The following is a 19727-nucleotide window of genomic DNA, read 5'->3' on the forward strand; positions in this document are numbered from 1 at the left end:
CTTCAAGAAGCCAGAGCCATACGACTCCGGAAAGTCCGGTGATCGCCACTCTGAGATGAGAGGGTCGTGATCGTCATGTCGGCACAGCCAATCCAGGCTTCCCCCCTATCGGGTAACAGCCATCATGCGGAACTTTCGCCCGAAGCCGAAACCACCTTGGGCATGTTCGCCCACCTGAGTGGGCTGATGGGAATTGTGGGTCCTTTAGTCGTATATCTCGTTTTGCAGGAGCGATCGCTGTTCGCCCGGAAGCAAGCCTTGGAAGCGATCAACTTTCATCTCACGGTGATCCTGGCAGTCCCGGTTGGTATTGCCTTCGCATTCGCCGGGAACCTCTTCGGCTCATACCAACCCATCACTGTCATCGTGGCTTCCGCCTTCATCTTCCCCATCGTGGCAGCTACCAACGCAGGAGCCGGCCAGCTCTACCGGTACCCCGTGGCAATCCGTTTCATCAAAAACTGAACCAAAGGCTCGAGAGAAGAAAACCCATGCCTGCAAAATCGTCACGCACCGCGATCACCATGGTCACCCTCATCGGGCTTGCCTCGTTGACTGCTTGCGCGGCTCCGTCACCTGACGTGGCCGAGCAACCGTCAGCCGAAGAGGCATCGACCAGCTATTCGGCTCCCGCCTCACTTCCTCCTTCTCCTACATCGACGTCGGCGAAGACCACCTCAAGCGCCCCGTCGGAGACCGGGACTGCCTCACTTTCCGCATCAGTCTCAGCTAGCCCCACGGCAACTTCGCGATCTACAACCGCCACGGCTGGCTCGTACAGGCTCACGGATGTGGCCTCGGCAGCGTGGGGAAACGGATTCAACACCGAGGATGGAGTCACCATCCAAACCACCAAGTTCGCTGAAGCAATCGTAGGCAGTTACCCTTCCAGCTCTACCAACAAGATGAACACGGCGTCGTGGGCTCTTAAGGGACTGTGTACCTCGCTTACGGTTTCGGTTGGTCAGGATGCTTCGTCTCCTGACGTTGGCGGAAGCACCCACTTCATCGTCTTTGTTGACGGAGCTGAGAAAGCCCAGGAGTCAAAAGGTCCTTACGATCAGCCGACTGAGCTGACGGTGGATGTAACCGGCGGCAATCGTTTGGAGCTTCTGGACCTACGAACCCAGAAAGACGGTCATAACGTCTGGGGCAGCCCCCGGATTGCTTGCTCACAAAACCCATCCCCCAAGAAATGACTCCGGAGAAGGTAAAGCTCATGGGCAACAAGCTTCTATCGATCCCAGTACTAGCCGCAGCCGTCGCACTTTCGGGGTGCTCAGCGAGTGCAGTCCCTGTAGGCCAACCTCTGCCTGCGTTTGACTCGACCGTACCGCCAAGTGCGAGTTCCTCGTCGGTACCGCCAGTTCCAACTACGCCAGCAGTCACGCCGTCGATCGCCCCACAGCCTGAAATCATCTCTCCAGCGCCCCACACCATGGACTGGAAATTCGCCAATGACAGCGGCTACAGCTACACGATGTCAATCGGCCTTTGGGACACCGTGACGGTTCCAGCTGATGGAACAGTTGTTCACCCCGGGAAGAGCAGTTTCCTCTTGGGAGGGACCTGCTCCTACGACCCTCAACGCGATGCCGTCATCCCCGGCGCTCTTGGAGCAAAAGTCACCACCGAATCCTTCACCACAGCAGTCAGCATGAAGGCCATCATTTCCAGTTCAGGACTGGACCTTGAGAAATACGCCGGGGCCGGAGTAGCGCCGGCACGCGAGGATAAACGCATTCAAGTTGCCCAGTCCTTCGAATCAGGCCCGAGCTGTAAGGCATTCTCGAGCGAGAACTCTGTGGGCTACGGCGAAGCCGGAGGGTTTGGCGTGAAGTGGACAGATCCCCAACAGCCGGGGGCCACGTTGTCGCATCATTTCTTCATCATCGTTAAGAACTACCGCAGTCCAGCCACACCCTCTGGAGACCAGGATCTGCTCAATGCCATCGGTATCCGTCCAATTTCGAGCGGCGACACCTCAGATGCCGGGAGCGTATTCAAAGAAGTGGGAGAACCGACTCAGGGCAAACGCAATTACCGAGGGCTAACGCTCTCCGGCATGAGCGCCAGCGGTTCATAAAAAAACATCGGTGGCTATTCCCTTAATTGGGAAGAGCCACCGATGTGAGAGAACGTCCCGACCAAACCCGAGGGATGTGAGAGAACGTCCCGACCAAACCCGAGGGATGTGAGAGAGGGTGCGGGGGTTACATATCCGCGAGCGCTCCACCAGGGTTCTCGATTGCGCCAGCCACGTACCGCAAGAAGCCGGCCGCGGTTTCGCCGTCGCATACGCGGTGGTCGAAAGCCAGGGTCAGTTCGGTGACCTTGCGGACGGCCAATTCGCCGTTGACCACCCAAGGCTTGTCAATGATGCGACCCACGCCGAGCATCGCAACCTCGGGGTAGTTGATGATCGCAGCCGAGCCGTCCACGCCGAACACGCCATAGTTGTTCAGCGTGAAAGTGCCGGAGCCAAGTTCGGTGGGGGTCGCCTTTCCGTCACGTGCGACGGCGGTGAGTCGGCGGATCTCGGCGTCCAGTTCGCGAGCACTCATCTCATGGGCGTTCCGCACGGACGGGACCACGAGTCCGCGGTCCGTCTGGGCGGCGAAGCCGAGGTTGATGCCTTCGAACCCGACGATCTCCTGCGAGCCATCCGAAGCAGTTTCGAAGCGCGTGTTCAGGGCCGGATACTTTTTTAACCCAGCCGTGACAAAACGAGCGATGAACGCGAGCAGGCCAGGGGTATCGTGCGGTGCGCGCTTTTTAAGCTCCGCCCGCATCTCCAGCAACGCGGTAGCGTCCACATCCACCCACACGGTCGCTTCCGGAATCTCGGAGCGACTGCGGGTCATATTCGCGGCTACAGCCTTGCGGACTCCACGAACAGGAGTCCGCGCCGAGACAGACAAACCAGTCCGGCTGTCGACGGCACCCGCCTCAGCAGAAGCGGCAACGGGAGCGGAAGCAGACGCACGAGGAGCAGCAGGAGCAGGAGCCTCCGGCACGGAAATAGCCGCCTCCACATCACGCCGCATGATCAGCCCACTGGAACCCGAACCCTCAATCGCATCGAGGGACACCCCGTGGTCGCGCGCCATCTTGCGCACGAGCGGTGAGATGACGGCACTGAGCTTGCCCGGGATGCGCGTCCCAGCCACAGCCGGTTCCATCACGTGCTCAGCAACAGAAACAGGAGAATCGACGACGCCGGCACTCGCCTTCCGCGGCCGGGTCCGCCCACCGGTGACTCCCCCGGGCGTACCGTACCCGATCAGCACGTTACCCGAGCCCGCTTTCTCTTCAGTGCGGTAGGTCTCGGCAGCAGCTTCCACATCGGGCGAAACGTCAAGACCCGAGGAAACCGGTGAAGGATCCACAGAACCAGCCGGAACGGGAGCCACGGCAGCGGGCGAAGCCGTCACAGAACCAGCGCGGGCGATCGAGATCAGCGGCTTGCCGACGTCGAGCGTTTGACCCGCTTCGCCGTGCAGCTCTGCAACGGTACCGGCATATGGCGAGGGCACCTCAACCATGGACTTGGCGGTTTCAACCTCGGCGATGGGCTGGTCAACCACAATCTCGTCACCCACGGCAACGAGCCAGTTCACCAGTTCGGCCTCGGTGAGGCCCTCCCCAAGATCGGGCAGTTTGAAGACCTGCATATCTGAGCTCATGGTCAGTCCTCCCATTGAAGGTCGTCGACGGCGTCGAGGATACGGTCGACGCTTGGCAGGTAGTAGTGCTCCAGCTTGGGAGACGGGAACGGGACGTCGAAGCCGGTTACACGCAAGATCGGAGCGGCGAGGTAGTGGAACGCACGTTCCTGGACGCGGGCCACGATCTCGGAAGACACGGACGCGAACCCATGGGCTTCGGCGATCACGACGGCGCGTCCCGTCTTGCGTACGGACGCGCAGACGGTCTCGTCGTCGAAGGGGACGAGCGTGCGGACGTCGATGACCTCGAGCGAGCGGCCTTCCTCTGCAGCGGCAGCGGCGGCAGCCAGGGCAGTGGGGACGGACGGTCCGTAGGCGATGAGCGTCGCGTCCGTACCGGGACGGGCAACAGCCGCGCGGCCCTCGGTGGAGGTGCCGGCGTCATGCTCTGCTCGCAGGGCACCCAAGTCCACCTGGTCCTTGGACCAGTAGAGCTTCTTGGGCTCCATGAACATGACGGGGTCATCGGAGTCGATGGCCTCGCGGAGCATGCGGTAGCCATCGGCCACGGTGGCGGGCGTGTAGACCTTGAGGCCGGCGGTGTGCGCGTAGTAAGACTCGGAGGAATCGCAGTGGTGCTCCACTCCCCCGATGCCGCCGGCGTATGGAACACGGATGACCATCGGCATTTTGAGCTTGCCCTTGGTGCGGTTGTGCATTTTTGCGACGTGGCTGACGATCTGTTCGAAGGCCGGGTAAGCGAAGGCGTCAAACTGCATTTCGATGACGGGCCGCATGCCATTGATGGCCATGCCCACAGCCATACCTACGATGCCGGATTCCGCCAGCGGAGTGTCGAAGCAGCGTTGTTCGCCGAATTCGGACATGAGTCCGTCTGTGATGCGGAAGACGCCGCCCAGCATGCCGACATCCTCGCCGAAGACCAGGACTGACGGGTCGGCGCGCATTGCGTCGGCCATAGCGGTGTTGAGCGCTTTGGCCATGGTGAGGCTCTGTGGTCCGGTGGCTTCGGCAGTGGCCGCAGCGGACGCGGCGGCGCTGGCGGTAGCGGCGCTGACGTTGCCGTTAACGGTGGTGGTGACGGTCATTTTGCGCTCTCCTCTCGGGCGAGTTCGCTGGCGAGCAGCTCGGACTGTTCTTTCAGCTGCGGGGTGGGCTTGGCGAAGACGTACTTGAAGAGATCCAGCGGCTGCACCGGCACGTCCTCACCCAGCCCCTCGCGCAATTGGGTGGCGACGTCTTCGGCATGCTCGGCAATCCGTTCGCTGGCGGCATCGTCCAGGAGGCCCTTGTCCGAGAGATAGGACTTCATGCGTGCCAGCGGATCCTTTGCCTGCCATTCGGCAACTTCGCTGTCCGGGCGGTAGCGGGTGGCGTCGTCGGCGTTGGTGTGGGCCTGCATGCGGTAGGTGTGGGCCTCGATCAGCAGCGGGCCCGATCCTTCGCGCGCCAGCTTCACTGCGCGGTCCATTACTGCGAGCAGCGCGACGAGGTCGTTGCCGTCAACGCGCTCACCGGCCATGCCATAGCCCACAGCCTTGTGAGCCAGGGACGGCGCCACGGACTGGTGGCTGAGCGGCACGGAGATGGCGTACTTGTTGTTCTGCACAAAGAAGATGACAGGCAGGTGGAACACAGCGGCGAAGTTCAGGGCCTCGTGGAAGTCCCCTTCGCTGGTGGCGCCGTCACCGCACATGGCCATCACTACTGTGTCTTCACCGCGCAGCTTGGCAGCATGCGCGACGCCGACGGCGTGCAGCAGCTGTGTGGTCAGCGGCGTGCACTGGATGCCGACGTTGTGTTCCTTGGGGTCGTACCCTCCGTGCCAGTCGCCGCGGAAGATGGTCATCACCTCAACGGGGTCCACCCCTCGGGTCATAACGGCGACGGCGTCACGGTAGGTGGGGAACAGCCAGTCACCTTCGCTGAGGCACATGGCAGCTGCAACCTGGCAGGCTTCCTGGCCGTGGCTTGAGGGGTAGACGGCCATACGGCCCTGCCGGACGAGGGCTGAGTTCTGGTCGTTGACGCGACGTCCGACGACTAGCTTCTCGTAAGCGGCCATCAGTTCGGCGTCGCTGGGCGTGGGGTACTCGTGGCCGGGTTCGGTGCCCTGCTCGTCATGGGAGCGGAGGGTGCCGTCCGGGTTCACCATTTGGATCTGGTGCCGGGCGGGGAGCATGTAGTCCTCAACGCTGATGCCGAATTTTGTCCGAACGTCAGCAGCTTGGTCCTCTACAGCCGTTTCCGGCGCAGAGTGGTCTGCATGGATCGTCATTGGTCCGTCCTTCTCTAGCCACTATGTGCTTCCAGTATGTTCCCCAGCGATGTTTCGTATCCAGCTTTCCGCTGAATCATGGAAGCCCTTGCCTAAAGTAGGTATTCTGAAAGACGAATTGTAAGTGTGATCCGGGTAACGTGCCCGTGCTGTAGACGAATTGGAGAGCCAGTGAGCGAGGTCGAGGCGGAGCAGACCGCCGTACCGCTGGACAGTGTGGACCGGGACATCATCCGCGAACTGACCACCGACGGGCGCATGTCCATCACGCAGGTGGCCGAGAACGTGCACATCAGCCGCGCCCACGCCTACACAAGGATTGCCCGCCTCACGGGCGAAGGTGTGCTGACCAAGTTCACGGCCCTGGTGGATCCCATCAAAGCCGGCCTTAGGTCCTCGGCCTACGTGACGTTGAAAGTTCAGCAGCACTCGTGGCGCGAACTCAAGGAACAGCTGCGCGCGATCCCCGAGATCCACCACATTGCCCTGGTGGGCGGAGACTTCGACGTCATCCTTTTGGTCCGGGCAACGGACAACATCCACCTCCGGCGTGTGATCTTCGACCAATTGCAGTCCATGGACGGCGTGCAGGATACCCAGACTTTCCTTGTCTTTGAGGATGTTGATACCCGCTAGTGGCCTTGAACGGTCCTTTTGCTGGGAGGGAGCACCCATTTCCGAACCTTAGACTGTCCCCGTGCCCCTCAAAACTGCCTCCGCCACGCGTGTCATGGGCGTTGTTGTGGCGGCGTGCTTCATGGCGGCGCTGCTGTGGCTGACCGCTGCATTTCAGTTCTTCTACAACCCTCCGCAGGCAACGCCTCACCGCACGGACGCGATCGTGGTGTTGGGCGGCATGAGCAAGGAACGGCTGCCGGTGGCCCAGAAGCTGCAGCAGAAACTGGATATCCCTGTTCTGGTCGTCTCAACGACGGGTCTGGCCGGCAACGTGGAGGGTGACGCGCTTTGCCAGGAGGATGCTGGCGAAGGCGATCTTGATCTTGTTTGCTTCCGTCCATCTCCGCTGAATACGAGGGGTGAGGCCGAGGCACTTCGCGCATTGATTGCGGAACATGGGTGGAAGTCCGTGACCGTTGTGACGTCGGAGTATCACCTGATGCGTGCTGGCACCCTGATTGGCCAATGCACGTCCGTCGAGGTGCAGATGGTTGGGTCCCGGCCGGACCTCTCATCGGGATCTTGGCTGGACCGGTTCGTGGTGGAAACCGGTGGGTTGATTGACACGTGGATCCGACCGGAATGCTCGAGTAGATAAAACCGGGTCCACCGACTTGGCTGGGATATGACAAAACATGTAACGCGCTATAGATCGCTGACGGCTCCAGGGCAAAACCATTCATGCGCTTTGCAAACTTTTTGGGTTAGTTGAAAGTTCTGGTCAAAGTATTGAGTTTTGGGGATGCAGCAAGTCATCCTTTTGCCATAGGTCCAAGGTCTCACCCTACGAGCCCAAGGATCCTCCGTGGCCACTTTCAGAGCAGAGCCAACACCTTTCCCTCCCCGCAGGTCCCGTCACCTTATAGCCGGCCTTATGGCAGCGGCAGTCCTGGTGCTCGGTGTTCTGCACGGGTCCCCTGCCCAAGCTGCAACCCCTCCCGTATATCCCATCAGCGGCTACTTCATCTATGGCAGCACCAGCGATGCAAACAATTTGAAAAAACTAACAGACATAAAGTCTGTCGGTGGCGACACGGTGATCACCTTCGGTTCACTGCTCAAGCCTGCAACGTTGTCTACGATCCCAGCCGGGTGCACGATATCAGGGGTCAACTGTGCAAAAGCAGCTGCTTCAGGGGTCAGCGTAAACCGCTACTTTATCTACTCGGACAACAGCTCATGGGGCTCACCGGCCCTGCTGTGCGCACGTGATAAGACCGTCACCAGTGGCACCACGAAATACACCATACTGCTGCTGCCCACCCAAGGAAGCGGTTGCACCTCCCCTACAAATACCTATGACGTGGTGGTGATAACGGGTGGAACGTCGTCAATCTCCATTTCATTGGGGAAGACGGCCACCAGTCTGGGCATGAAGTATTACGCGGGTCTGCCTTCGCCGGTCAAGAGGACCGACCTAACATATTTGCCGGATCTCTCCTACCAAACAACGTTTTCACTTTTCACTGCGCGGTTCCTGCTCTATCAAGCGAAAGTCAACGACGTTCCAGGGCTGGCGGGTTTTTACCACCACACGGAGATGCCGCTCAGCAATGGGGCCGTCTGGGATGCCGTCCTGACGGTGTACGAAATCCAGAACTCGAGGATTGCCCAGTACCAGCCAACTCGGTCAGCTATTGTCAGCCCGTATATCGACTCGCGTAGCGCCTTCTCAGGCAGAGTCACAGTCGATCAGGCTCGCGAAGCAGTCGAGAACATTGCCAACACTGCAAATGGGGTGGATCTCGCGATCGCGGTCCAAGACGGCATGGGTACCGGCAAGGGCGCTTCATTCTTCGGAAGTGAATCCGGAAACAGCGTGGATCAGTACGCCGCCGCGATAGTGGGCAGCGGAACATGGGGTGGCAAGTACTTGGCACCAACGCGTGATTACTTCACAGCCCTGGCTGAAGGTGTGGAGGGTACCGGGGCGGAGCTATGGGCGAACCTGGAAGGCATGGCGCCGGCGACTACGCAGAATCCTTGCGACAACAGCCTGCGCGGTCAGACAACGAAATCAAGAATGAACAAGCAACTCCAGCAGCTGGGCAACACCCCTCGGAAGGTCATTTCGTTCATGTGGGATCCATACTTCACATGCACTGGGACGTATGCGCCGATGCTGGAGCGGCTAAAGACCACCAGCACGACTCCCGTAATTACTGACTCCATTTTTTACGGGAACGGTGACGTGTTGGTCACAGGTCAAAACTTGAGCGGTGGGACGGTACAGGTCAAGTGGACCGATGCTTATGGGAAGGTGTTCGACAAGACCGTAACAGCTACGAGCTTCAACGGAACGTACGGGAAGCAGCTGGGCATCAACCCACTTCTTGAGTCGGTGACAGCAAAACTTGGCAGCACCTCCCTGGGCTCGGGCAAGAACTACTTCATCAACGTAACCAACGGTTCGGGTGTGAGGAACGACGCCCTCTATTCCGATCGCGGTTAGCATACTGCTCGATGGCGGCCGCCCACCCCGGTGAAGCGGCCGCCGTCGCTATGCCTGAATACGTAAGACGTCGTTTGGATGGCATTTTGACCCACTACCCAAGCGGTCGGATGTGTCACTCGACTTCCCAGATGCAAGAATTGACCGTAGCCCTGTCTCGTTCAACGCACCCGAGGAGTGATGAAGTGACGAACCCTGTTTCCCGAACAGCGACCCTTTCGCCTTCTCCGCGCCACATGCGACGGCGCCGTTTCAGGGGTGACGTTCCCTCTTCGCTCCTGCCTGGGCATCAGCGCAGTGAGACGATGCTAGGGCACACGCGGCCCGCGGCTGTGAACCGAATCTCTTCGCCCCGGCCTGCGGTGAAGGCGCCTGCAGGAAAGACCCCGGAGCCTCCCTCGACCCCGTCCAAGGATGTCAGTCTTCGTCGCAAGCGCTTTGTAGCCTTCGCCGTTGTGACGCTTGTCTCTCTGAGTATTCCGATTCTGGCTCTGACCTTGATGTTTGGCCGCTAAGCACCATATTGCGTCATTCCTAATTAAGGACCTCGAGGGGCGGTGCGATAGCATCGGCTGGTCAGCCACTGCCTTTCTCGGGGGAATCCATGCCCATCGTCATGCCAATTTTCGGTACACGTCCGGAAGCCATCAAAATGGCTCCGATCGTCACCGCCTTTCAAGAGTCTGCAGACTTCGAGTGCGTAGTGACCGTCACTGGTCAGCACCGCGAGATGCTGGACCAAGTCAACGAGTTGTTTGGAATCGTCCCGGACCACGATCTGAACATTCTGCAGCAACGTCAATCGTTGTCTGCCATCATGACCCGCACGATTGACGGCTTGGACAAACTGTTTGCTGCCAACAAGCCCGATGCAGTCATTGTCCAAGGTGACACCACCACTTCCACGGCCGGCGCCATCGCTGCCTTCTACCACGGCATCCCTGTGGTGCACGTAGAGGCCGGACTCCGGAGCGGTGACCTGTTCTCGCCCTTCCCTGAAGAAGCAAACCGCAAGATTACGAGCCAGATCTCCAGCCTCCACTTGGCCCCGACCAGTGTCAGCCGCGCCAACCTGCTGGCCGAGGGGATTTCCGAAAGCGATATCGTCGTCACTGGCAATTCAGTCATTGACGCACTTCTGACCACCGTGGACAAGCACATCCCGTTCTCCGATCCGCAACTGGAGGAGCTTGCTGCCAGCGGCCGCCGGATCCTACTCGTGACGACGCACCGCCGCGAGAACCAGGGCGATGCGATGCGCGGTGTTGGACGCGCTTTGGCTCGCATCGCCGAAGCAGAGCCGGAACTCGTGATTGTGTTGCCGGCCCACAAGAACCCTGTCGTTCGCGAAGCGGTTCTACCCGCTCTGGAAGGCAAAGAGAACGTCATCGTCACTGAGCCCTTGGCTTACGGCGAATTCACCCGGATGCTCTCCTTGGCGCACATCGTTCTGACAGACTCCGGCGGAGTCCAGGAAGAGGCGCCCAGCCTTGGTAAGCCCGTTCTGGTCATGCGCGATAACACGGAGCGGCCGGAAGCCGTTGATGCCGGAACCGTGACGCTTATCGGCACGGACGAAGAGAAGATCGTCAAGGAAGTGGACCGCCTCCTGAATCAACAGGACGCATTCGACGCAATGGCAAACGCCGTGAACCCTTACGGTGACGGCAAGGCTGCCGAGCGGACAGTTGCAGCTGTGGCCCAGCTGCTTGGGACCGGCTCACGCATCCCGGAATTCGTAAGCTGATTTGAAGCTGCCCTGGCTGGCCTGTCCAGCCAGGGCAGCTCCCTATCCGTTGAGGGTAGGAACTCTTGCCTCCGGGCGGCCGTCGCACATAGTCCCCACTCTGCATGTGACAGTTGCTCTTGGCGGCGCTCACCTAAGATAGTGCTCGAATGTGGCCGTTCAGGGGCAGATAGCCCGATTATGGCGTAAGGAATCGCATGACCACCCACACAGTAGATCTCGACGTCGTTCGTCGCCAGACGTTCGGAGAGATGTTCAGGAAGAGGTCAACGGACCGCGCACTGGCTGACGAAATCATCAGCGGCAAGCTCAGCATGCGTCCACACCCGACATGGAATTTCCAGGACGGCATCGACTGGAACGCAGATCCGTTCGGGCAACGCAACTGGCGGGCCCAACTTCACATGCTGCGCTGGTTGGAGCCGGTCCGCAGGGTAGCAATGGCTGGAGACCAGGAAGCACAGAAGTTTTGGCTCCAAACGTGCAGGTCGTGGATTGAAGCCAATCCTCAGTCGGACCCGAAGCAGAAGGACCAACAGGGCAATTTTGTCAGCTATGCATGGGCTGACATGGTGGAAGCCCTACGTGCCATGGTGCTGACATTTGGCCTCCCGCTGGTTCAGGAGGGCGAAGATCAATGGCTGGCGGAGTCAATCCATGCACACGGCTTGTGGCTTGCTGACTCCAAACATCTCGGTCACTCAAATCATGCCCTGCACCAGCACCAAGCTCTTTTCGTCATCGGCTCAGCCCTTGGCAACGAGGAATGGACCCAACTGGCAATTCAGCGCCTCACGAGCTTGTTCGAGGAAAACTACGACGAACAGGGCGTAAATGTCGAAGGGGCCATTGGCTACCACAAGAACAACCTCGTGTGGTGGGAAGAGGCGTTCAAACGTCTGGATGTGGAAGGCGTAGTCCGTCCGGCCTCCGCCGACAGGCTGAATCTCGCCTACTTGGAACTTGCTCACGCCACAAAGCCCGACGGCACCTTCGAATTGATTGGTGACACTGAAGCCACCACTCCGGGCGCCTTGTCGTCCCCTGAATTGGATTACGTGAAATCTGAAGGTGCTACGGGACAACCACCCGCCGAGCTCACAAAGATTTATCAGAAGGGTTATGTCTTCGGGCGCAGCGGCTGGGGTGATCACGAACGCGATTTCAAGAAGGAAACCTTCTATTCCCTGTCCTACGGCAAAGCCAACCGCGTTCATGGTCATCAAGATGGCGCTTCCCTGACCCTTCACTCAAACGGCCATCCATGGTTGGTTGACGCCGGTAAGTACGCGTACAAAAAAGATGCCATGCGCGACTACTGCTTGTCCCGGCTTGGGCACAACGTAGTGCAAATCGAGGATAGGGTATACAACCCCAAGACCGAAGTGGCGCTGATCCGGTCATTCACCAGCGATGAAGTTGACGACTTCACCTTCGCGGATTCCGGGTATAAAGGCGTCGAACTGAAGAGGCGTGTCGTCTACTGCCGTGGTGGCGAGTTCTTTCTGGTCATAGACAACGTATTCAGTACCGACGAGGTCTCCGCCAGGCAGCGCTGGCACCTTGACACCGACACCGCGGTGGAGGATATCCCTGGCGGACTGCGATTGGATCGCGACGGCACGTCCTCCTTCCTCCTTTGGAAGGGCAACGCGCCTGCCATCTCAACTGTGAAGGGTTCGGAAGATCCCTTTGACGGCTGGATGTCCAGAAAATGGATGGAGAAACTGCCAACCCAGGTCGTTTCCGCGACACAGAGCGGGCGGCGCTTCCGATTCATCACCATCATCGCTGCGCCGCAATCGGGCAACTTCTCTGTTAAGAAGATGGATGCGACCGGCGGGCGGATAGCCTTGAGCGCCCTCTCCGGGCGTTACCAGTTCAACCTGACCGTGGAAGAGGACCGCGTTGCCGTCACCCTCGGCGAGGGAGGAACCATTTCCTCGGAGCTGGACGACGTGAGGTCAGCCTGGCTCAAGACCATGGACCTCTGCCGGGATGCAGGCGCCGTTTGGTCAGCGCCCAAACCAGATGACGGCCTGTTCACGACGAGGTACTGGGGCCAGTTGAAGGAATGGGTTGCCCGACAGGACAACACCCGTAGTGCACGGCTGGAAGCATTGAGCATCCTACTCAACCTTCTTCTCGACGCCGCCGACAACTCGAGCGACGATCAAGGCCTGCGTACGGGCATCGTCGATCTCATGGGCAACGACCTCACCGAGGAAATTGAGTTGAACAACAGTGCTTTGGGCGTGATGCGTGAACCGCTAATCGCCTGGACCGGCATTGATCTTCGCTCCAAGACTTACGGCCGCCAGATCCAGACCATCAGCTCTCCGAATGAGATCGGCTTCGAGGACGGCGAGAAGTCCAAGATTTACTCCGCCAACCTGGGAGGCCTTGTTCTACCTTTCGCTGTAGGACGTGGGCCGTCTGATCTGTTGTCGGTCAGGTTCCATGGCGCGATCAATAGAACCAAGACAACGTTGCCCTTCTTCCAAGGGCTGACTTCCGAGCTCATGGAGGGGGGCAACCATGCCGTCTTCCAGGATCCCTCACTGGATCTCAACAAGAACATGACCCTCTCGTGGTACCTCGGAGATGGCAGTATCAATGTCCATCGGTACATGGCTGAGTGCATCCGCAAGCTTCAGCTCGAAACGAATGCCCAGCGCGTCCTTCTGTCTGGCAGTTCGGGCGGAGGATTCACTGCCCTGCAGGTTGCCGCCTACCTCCCCGATTCCGTCGCGCTGGTCTTCAACCCCCAAACTGATGTAAGGGAATACTTCCGGACCAGCGCAGATGTCGCTCTCTCCACGTGTTTGAAGTCTGATGTCGATGTGGAAGAAGCACGCGCCTTCAGGCTTTCCACCTCAGTGGTCGAAACATATGCGCTGCTGGAACACCTCCCCCGTATCCTCTACGTCCAGAACACAGGCGATACCCACCACGTGACGAAACACCGTAATCCGTTCCGTTTAATGCTGGAGTCTGAACACAGTAACCACGAAGACCGTATCGAATTCGTTGATGTTGAGTGGGGTCCTGGACACGTGGCCGCTAAAGCCGAGCTTTATGCCCATTTCCGCTCTGCCGCCCTGGAGCACTTTGCGAAGAGTGCTAATTCATTAATCAACTGATGCAACACTTTTGCACCGACCAGATTTCGTTGACTTAGGAAACACGTTGCACACTAACAGAAGACTTAGTTCTGACAGGACCATAGGCCTTTCCGCTGTTGCGGGTTTTGCCTTCATATTCGTTGGTACGTTGTTGGCTCTACTGCCGCAAGCAGCGTCGACAGCAAGCGCGGTGGTCATCATCGTTTTGTTTATTGTGGCTATTGTCGCCTTCAGCCTTGCCAGCACCGGCGTGATCGGGAGGCTGAAGGAGAACCGTCGCTTGCAGCGCGAGTCGCAAGCCTCAATTAAGAAGTACCTGCTTACCCTGCAACGGCAGTTAACCGATCTGGGGGAGGCCCAGAACGCGACCACGGCACAGATCACGGATCTGAAGGAAGCCCACAAAGCCTCCACAACCCAGTTGACTGCACTGGGGAAAGCCCACAAAGCCTCCACTACTCAGTTGACTGATGAGGTCCGAAACGCATCAAGGACAGTATCCACCCCCAATCCTGAGCTCGAGGCAGAGCAAGAGCGCTTGCTGCAGCTCGTCCAGGACCTCAAATCCGAACAAGAACAAAGGGTTCAGGAAGCTGAAGAACGCCATCTCGAACGGCAGTTCAATCTTGTAGCGCTTGACGGCAGAAACTGGCACTCCTTCTCCGGTTCCGAGGTCAAGAGGCTTGCCGAGACACAGTTCAACGCAAAGCCGTTGGCGGTCTACGAGATGCTCGAAGCCCACTCGAGCTTTGAGAAGATCAATATGACGTCAATGCGAGGTCTGGCAAGCGAGCTGCGCAAACTCGGTTATACAGCCAAGAGCCAGCACGTACTGCGGGTGGTACTTGGCCGTAAGCATAATGAGAAATTGGCCAGTGCAATCGCGTTACGCGATGAAGAGGTCAAAATCTTCTCCGGTGCCTTCAAGCCTGAGCCACAAGGACCGTACGAGCTCTTTACTCCCGAACCGAACTGCATCCTTCACGTAGTGGGCAAAGTTCTCCCGACTACACAGTCGGGGTATACGCTGCGCACGCACTATACGGCCTTAGCACAGATCCAATCCGGGTTGGAAGTACACGTCTGCAATCAGGTCGGCGATGCAGTGAACGCCGACGCAGCCGCGCAGATGGAGGTTGACGGTGTCACTTACCATCTCCCCTCGGGACCTATCCGACTGAATACTCCCTTGACTACCTGGCTGAGCGCCAACGTCGAGGAACTCGCGCGCGTGGTTGCAGAGGTACGTCCTGCTGTTCTCCATGCTCACTCGGACTTCTTCAATGCCCTCTCCGCCAGGGCTGTTGGTGACTATTTCGGGATTCCTGTGATCTACGAAAGCCGCGGCTTCTGGGAAGAGTCTTGGCTTTCCCGAATGGCCCAAGCCAGCGGTATCGAAGACATCGAGGCCTTCAGCAATCGCTGGGGCACCCCTGACACCTATGCGTGGCGTCGAGAACGCGAGCGTGACTGCAGGGAAGCAGCGGACCATGTGTTCACCCTCGCAGAGGTCATGAAACGCCGAATTACAGCTGAAGGCTGCCCCGAGGATAAGACGTCTGTGGTGCCGAACGCAGTCAGCGGCGACCAATTCCCGATTCAAACACGAAATGCCGAGCTGGCTGGCAGGCTAGGCATACAAAGCGACGAGATCGTCATCGGCTACATTTCATCGCTGGTTGAGTATGAAGGCGTACCTGTACTTATCGATGCGTTCAGACAGCTGCGCGAACGCCTGAGCGTTCCTGTCCGGCTCCTGGTTGTAGGCGATGGGCCGGTCCTCGACTCCCTCAAGGCCACAGCCGCGTCGTTGGGACTTCACGATGCACTCTTCACAGGACGCGTGCCTCACGAGGACATTCTGGACTACTACGGGCTCATCGACATCTTCGTTGTCCCACGCACGGCAGCAGCTGTATGCCAGCTGGTCACGCCTCTGAAGCCCTTTGAAGCCTTTGCAACGGGACGAACGATTGTCATGTCCGACGTCGACGCACTCAAGGAGATTGCGGAGGCAAGCGGCTCGGCTGCTTTGTTCCAAGCTGGAAACAGTGACTCACTCGCGGACGTACTTTCCCAACTTGTTTCAAGCCCTGAGACACGGAGCCAGATGGCAGCCGCCGGCGCGGCTTGGGTACGTGAAAGCCGCTCGTGGGAAGCCAACGCGGCTGTCTATAACAGCCAGTATGTGAATCTGGCGGCGAATGCAATCCGCGTCTGAGTTGCTGTTCCAGCAATTAACGGACGCTGATATTGAAGCGCTTCGGCAATGGGTCGCTTCAAGCCACCGCCCCGATCTTTCGGATGCAGTTTGGTTCGACAGCTTGGTCAGTGATTCTGATTCGGATGTCATCAACAACGGTTGGAAGGCCGGAGACTACGATCGAGTGGATCTCTCGCTGCCACTCGCTTGGGATGATCTCTGCGCGGACGACAGAAGCTGGGGTTCCCAGCTTCACGGCTGGAAATTCATGGACAGGCCAATTCAGGAGTTTATCCGTACTGGCGACAAGGCATTCCTTGATTGGTGCATGGATCGTGCAGTCTCTTGGTCGGAAAGGTATTCCGGCCAAGAGACTGACAACGCAATTGTCTGGTACAACATGGCTCTTGGACAGCGCGCTCTTCGCCTCGCAGGTCTTATCTATTTGGGGGCAAGAAACGGCATAGCTATTCAGGAACTGCGCTCCTTGCTCAGTGCGGTAGACAGGCACAGGCTCGAATTCGGTCAGGAAAGCTCGTTCAATCCACGCACCAACCACGGTTATTTTGTGGCTATTGGTCAAACGGTACTCGGGGTAGCTCTCGAAGCCGTGCCAGAGATGAGCGGAATGGCTGAGGAAGGCCGCGACCGGCTGGCAGTCATGATCCGAACGCAGTTCCTTCCAGACGGCGGCCACAGCGAGCACTCCCCCGAATACCATCGGATGCTCATGCAATCCTTCCAGATTGCTGTGGACAACGGCCTCATCGAAGATGCCGAGCTGACAGGCCGGTTGCGCAAGGCTGCCGATTTGCTCGGCTGGATGATCCAACCCAATGGTTCGTTGGTCCAGTTGGGTGATACGCCGTACGTCAACATGATTGACGGGAGTCATCCTCTGACTCTGAGCCCCGAAACCAACTTTCTGATGTCGGGGGGTTCATTCGGTCAAGCTTGCCCGACAGAGCTAGGGGTATTTCCGGAGTCAGGCTACGCCTTTGTCCGTTCACCTCAGCCGCGAGGAGAATTAAGAGAGTCAACTTCGTCTTATCTCGCTTTCACAGCGGCGTTCCACGGCAGGGCTCACAAACACGCGGACGATCTCAACTTCGTCTGGTATGACCGCGGGCAGGAAATACTTGTCGAAGGCGGCCGTTTCGGGTACGGAGCACAACTGCCCGTTGACTCGCCGCTTCGGGCAGACGGCTTCTACTATGCCGATCCCTTCCGACGGTTTGTCGAATCTACGATGGCTCATAATACGGTGACCGCCAATGGCAGGAACCACGACCGGCGTCGCGCCCCTGCAGGCTCCGGTCTTGGACTGTGCGAGCAAGTGGGCGACGTGTTCGTCCTGCATGGCCGTATGGACCATGGAGGATGGTCCCACCGCAGGGTGGTTGAGTTGAAGCCAGGCATTGGTCTCACCGTCACAGATGACGTGCAGTCCACAGACGCCGCCAAACGGGACTACCAGGTTTGGTTCAATCTCGCTGGGTCGTTGGAATTTGAACCATCCACTCCCGCAGGGCTAACTTGGTCGCCCGCAGGTGCAGAGTGGCACCTGACACTGACTACGGAACCCGGCGTTGCTGTCCAGGGCCCAGTACGTGAATCCGAAAACCCTCTCCGAGGCTGGCGGTCAGTCGAGGACGGAACCCGCGAGGGTGTTTGGTCCGTCTGTTTGGAGGCCAGGAAAACACGTCACCACGTGTTCCGGAGCAGATTCACCTTCGATAGCGTCGTCTAGGATTCCCGCAGTATGGATACTTCGAAACGTCACTCCTCAATGCAAGTCAGTGCTTGCTTGATCAGGCGCCATCGATCAGGCAGCGATAATGTGACGGTGATTCCCGTCTGAACACGGGGCACGTCTGTTCCAGCAGGTAACGTTAGTCCTTAGTAATTTCGACTTAACAACTGGGGAACTCATGGGCTCAGCCGCCGAGTATGTGACCAATGAATACGAGGTCGGTTTGCCGCCCCTTCGTATGGAACGTAAGGCGATTTGGGATTACTACAGGATTGAGTTCCTGCCCAACGGATACCCTGGCCGCAGGACTGATGGTGTGCTCATGGCGCACCCGATCTACGGCCCGTACGTCATCACTGATTACCTGATCCAGTATGGTCTCACCAAGGATCCCGCATTCCTCGAAGCTGCCATTCGGGTCGCTGACACCTCCGTCGCCATGATGGAGCCTTTGCACGACGGCTTGGTATTCAACTATGACGAGGAACGGGCCAAGGTCTCCAGTAAGAAAGGCACCTGGTACAGCGGCCTCACGCAGTCTCGTTACGTGGACGTCCTCAGTAAGCTCCTGGCCTACCCAGATACCGAACGTTTCCGGGGACCACTGAAGGCTGTCCTGACTAGCTTGACCATCCCCGTAGAGGACGGCGGCGTGGCCCGGTACACAAGCGACGGCGGACTGATTATCGAAGAATACCCGGCGACCTTCCCGAACTGCACTCTGAACGGGTGGACCACAGCGACGTGCATCCTGTTGGACGTGGCGAAAACCACCAACGACGACGGCGATTGGGACGTTTTCCATAAGTCCGTTCGGGGCATGGAAAGCGTCATCGGCCTCTACGACGTACCTGAGCTCGCCAACTCCCGCTACAAGCTCGAAGGCGACGCCACGTTTCAGCTCGTGGCTGCGGGCTCCGACCTGGAAGTGACGGACTGCCAAGTGGTTGTCCCATCGGCCGGCATCTTTGCTGCGAACGTCGACGGCGACCAAGCGGGTGAAGCTCTCAAGGCTGGCCCGTTGGCCATTCGGGATGGCAAGATGGGGCGCGTCAAGGTTCGTTTGAGCAGGTTCTCGTGGCCTTCACCTAACAGGCTTCTGCTGAAGGTCAAGGCTGAACGCGCAGCGCAAATCAAAGTGTCCATTGGCGAGACGACGTACAACCCGTTCGGGAGTGTGCCGAAGGTGACCGGTCAAAAGCACCTTAAAGAGTTCGATCTCCTGCCCGGCGAAAACCTTCTTGACGTTGCGGTGCCGTGGATTGCTGCGGAGATGGTTGCGCACCCCACCAATTTCTCCAAGAAACTCACCGGCCGGCAATTCAACGTCTACCACTTCATCCACATCGACACGCTCACGAAGATCGTAGAGCAGTCTGGTAGCGAGATCCTGGGTTATTACCTCGATAAATGGCGGCATGCTCCGACGCTTTGGGCTGGCCATCCGGCGTATGAGGATGAGCGACTAATGCTGGAACGCTTCGACATGCACAAACATAAGTAACCATAAGCGACACAGATGCTCCCACCATTAGAGCGGGTGGGGGCATCTGTCATGCGGCGCTTAGGCGGCTCGCTTTAATTCGTGTTGAAACGGTTTCCGTGTCTTGAAAACTGAAAGGCTTTCCCCGTCCTGTGATGCGAAGCCGGGTCCTGCGCCGGGCACGTCCACCCGCAGGCTCCGCGCCCCCTTGGTCGCCGCCGTGATCGGTTCGAGATGGGCCGCCGAGCTGCCGCTTCGCTCGGAGTCTCAGGCTGGTTGGTCCAGCGGTTGAATTCCGCGGCGCTGGCCCTGCCGGCCA

General features: G+C 58.7%; 15 protein-coding genes. 11 read left to right on the forward strand and 4 right to left on the reverse strand.

Features of this window, described 5'->3' with window-relative positions; translation table 11 throughout:
* The first annotated feature begins 75 nt into the window (after positions 1–75).
* On the forward strand, positions 76–465 hold the full coding sequence (locus RQH14_RS13970; RefSeq protein ID WP_311213784.1) for a DUF4870 domain-containing protein: 390 nt from the start codon (positions 76–78) through the stop codon (positions 463–465).
* Between the two features lie 154 nt (positions 466–619).
* Here the strand turns inward: RQH14_RS13970 and RQH14_RS13975 are convergent, their stop codons facing one another.
* Positions 620–844, reverse strand: a complete 225-nt coding sequence (locus RQH14_RS13975) for a hypothetical protein (protein WP_311213785.1) — start codon at positions 842–844, stop codon at positions 620–622.
* Positions 845–905: 61 nt separating this feature from the next.
* Between RQH14_RS13975 and RQH14_RS23155 the strand changes: the two genes are divergently transcribed.
* Together RQH14_RS23155 and RQH14_RS13980 are read left to right on the forward strand one after the other, a co-directional pair.
* Positions 906–1199 carry an NPCBM/NEW2 domain-containing protein gene (locus tag RQH14_RS23155; RefSeq protein WP_396136316.1) on the forward strand — a complete coding sequence of 98 codons (294 nt, stop codon included), beginning with the start codon at positions 906–908 and terminating at the stop codon, positions 1197–1199.
* Between the two features lie 20 nt (positions 1200–1219).
* On the forward strand, positions 1220–2086 hold the full coding sequence (locus RQH14_RS13980) for a hypothetical protein (protein ID WP_311213786.1): 867 nt from the start codon (positions 1220–1222) through the stop codon (positions 2084–2086).
* Positions 2087–2213: 127 nt separating this feature from the next.
* On the opposite strand, the gene RQH14_RS13985 is transcribed toward RQH14_RS13980, so the two are convergent.
* The 3 genes from RQH14_RS13985 to pdhA are packed head-to-tail and all read right to left on the reverse strand — an operon-like array spanning position 2214 to position 5967.
* Entirely contained in the window at positions 2214–3686 is a 1473-nt protein-coding gene (locus tag RQH14_RS13985; RefSeq protein WP_311213787.1) for a dihydrolipoamide acetyltransferase family protein, read from the reverse strand.
* Between the two features lie 2 nt (positions 3687–3688).
* Positions 3689–4777 (reverse strand): alpha-ketoacid dehydrogenase subunit beta, encoded by a 1089-nt coding sequence (locus tag RQH14_RS13990; protein WP_311213788.1) that lies wholly within the window; start codon positions 4775–4777, stop codon positions 3689–3691.
* On the reverse strand, positions 4774–5967 hold the full coding sequence (pdhA, locus tag RQH14_RS13995) for a pyruvate dehydrogenase (acetyl-transferring) E1 component subunit alpha (RefSeq protein WP_311213789.1): 1194 nt from the start codon (positions 5965–5967) through the stop codon (positions 4774–4776). The genes RQH14_RS13990 and pdhA overlap by 4 nt, the downstream gene beginning before the upstream one ends.
* 171 nt (positions 5968–6138) lie before the next feature.
* On the opposite strand from pdhA, the gene RQH14_RS14000 reads away from it, so the two are divergent.
* The 8 genes from RQH14_RS14000 (at position 6139) to RQH14_RS14035 (ending at position 19429) form a co-directional block, all read left to right on the forward strand.
* Positions 6139–6603 (forward strand): Lrp/AsnC family transcriptional regulator, encoded by a 465-nt coding sequence (locus RQH14_RS14000; RefSeq protein ID WP_311213790.1) that lies wholly within the window; start codon positions 6139–6141, stop codon positions 6601–6603.
* Positions 6604–6664: 61 nt separating this feature from the next.
* Positions 6665–7243 (forward strand): YdcF family protein, encoded by a 579-nt coding sequence (locus RQH14_RS14005; RefSeq protein WP_311213791.1) that lies wholly within the window; start codon positions 6665–6667, stop codon positions 7241–7243.
* Positions 7244–7519: 276 nt separating this feature from the next.
* Entirely contained in the window at positions 7520–9097 is a 1578-nt protein-coding gene (locus RQH14_RS14010) for a hypothetical protein (protein WP_311213792.1), read from the forward strand.
* Between the two features lie 604 nt (positions 9098–9701).
* Positions 9702–10844 carry a non-hydrolyzing UDP-N-acetylglucosamine 2-epimerase gene (gene wecB, locus RQH14_RS14015; protein ID WP_311213793.1) on the forward strand — a complete coding sequence of 381 codons (1143 nt, stop codon included), beginning with the start codon at positions 9702–9704 and terminating at the stop codon, positions 10842–10844.
* A gap of 251 nt (positions 10845–11095) precedes the next feature.
* A complete protein-coding gene (locus RQH14_RS14020; RefSeq protein WP_311213873.1) occupies positions 11096–13987 on the forward strand; it encodes a heparinase II/III family protein in 2892 nt (963 codons plus the stop codon).
* A 172-nt stretch (positions 13988–14159) separates the two neighbouring features.
* On the forward strand, positions 14160–16190 hold the full coding sequence (locus RQH14_RS14025; protein WP_311213794.1) for a glycosyltransferase: 2031 nt from the start codon (positions 14160–14162) through the stop codon (positions 16188–16190).
* Positions 16174–17922 (forward strand): heparinase II/III family protein, encoded by a 1749-nt coding sequence (locus RQH14_RS14030; RefSeq protein WP_311213795.1) that lies wholly within the window; start codon positions 16174–16176, stop codon positions 17920–17922. The genes RQH14_RS14025 and RQH14_RS14030 overlap by 17 nt, the downstream gene beginning before the upstream one ends.
* Before the next feature lie 181 nt (positions 17923–18103).
* The gene (locus RQH14_RS14035; protein ID WP_311213796.1) at positions 18104–19429 is read left to right on the forward strand and encodes a D-glucuronyl C5-epimerase family protein; all 1326 of its coding nucleotides are present in this window, start codon (positions 18104–18106) and stop codon (positions 19427–19429) included.
* Positions 19430–19727: the final 298 nt, after the last annotated feature.

It is taken from the genome of Arthrobacter sp. WCS2018Hpa-7 (genome assembly GCF_031843805.1).
Classification (GTDB): Bacteria; Actinomycetota; Actinomycetes; order Actinomycetales; family Micrococcaceae; genus Arthrobacter.

Bases quoted from the DNA above. Each gene is read 5' to 3' on its own strand.
- RQH14_RS13970 (WP_311213784.1), top strand. From the start codon at position 76: ATGTCGGCACAGCCAATCCAGGCTTCCCCCCTATCGGGTAACAGCCAT.
- RQH14_RS13975 (WP_311213785.1), bottom strand. From the start codon at position 844: ATGGTGACTCCATCCTCGGTGTTGAATCCGTTTCCCCACGCTGCCGAG.
- RQH14_RS23155 (WP_396136316.1), top strand. From the start codon at position 906: ATGAACACGGCGTCGTGGGCTCTTAAGGGACTGTGTACCTCGCTTACG.
- RQH14_RS13980 (WP_311213786.1), top strand. From the start codon at position 1,220: ATGGGCAACAAGCTTCTATCGATCCCAGTACTAGCCGCAGCCGTCGCA.
- RQH14_RS13985 (WP_311213787.1), bottom strand. From the start codon at position 3,686: ATGAGCTCAGATATGCAGGTCTTCAAACTGCCCGATCTTGGGGAGGGC.
- RQH14_RS13990 (WP_311213788.1), bottom strand. From the start codon at position 4,777: ATGACCGTCACCACCACCGTTAACGGCAACGTCAGCGCCGCTACCGCC.
- pdhA (WP_311213789.1), bottom strand. From the start codon at position 5,967: ATGACGATCCATGCAGACCACTCTGCGCCGGAAACGGCTGTAGAGGAC.
- RQH14_RS14010 (WP_311213792.1), top strand. From the start codon at position 7,520: ATGGCAGCGGCAGTCCTGGTGCTCGGTGTTCTGCACGGGTCCCCTGCC.
- wecB (WP_311213793.1), top strand. From the start codon at position 9,702: ATGCCCATCGTCATGCCAATTTTCGGTACACGTCCGGAAGCCATCAAA.
- RQH14_RS14020 (WP_311213873.1), top strand. From the start codon at position 11,096: ATGTTCAGGAAGAGGTCAACGGACCGCGCACTGGCTGACGAAATCATC.
- RQH14_RS14030 (WP_311213795.1), top strand. From the start codon at position 16,174: ATGCAATCCGCGTCTGAGTTGCTGTTCCAGCAATTAACGGACGCTGAT.
- RQH14_RS14035 (WP_311213796.1), top strand. From the start codon at position 18,104: ATGGGCTCAGCCGCCGAGTATGTGACCAATGAATACGAGGTCGGTTTG.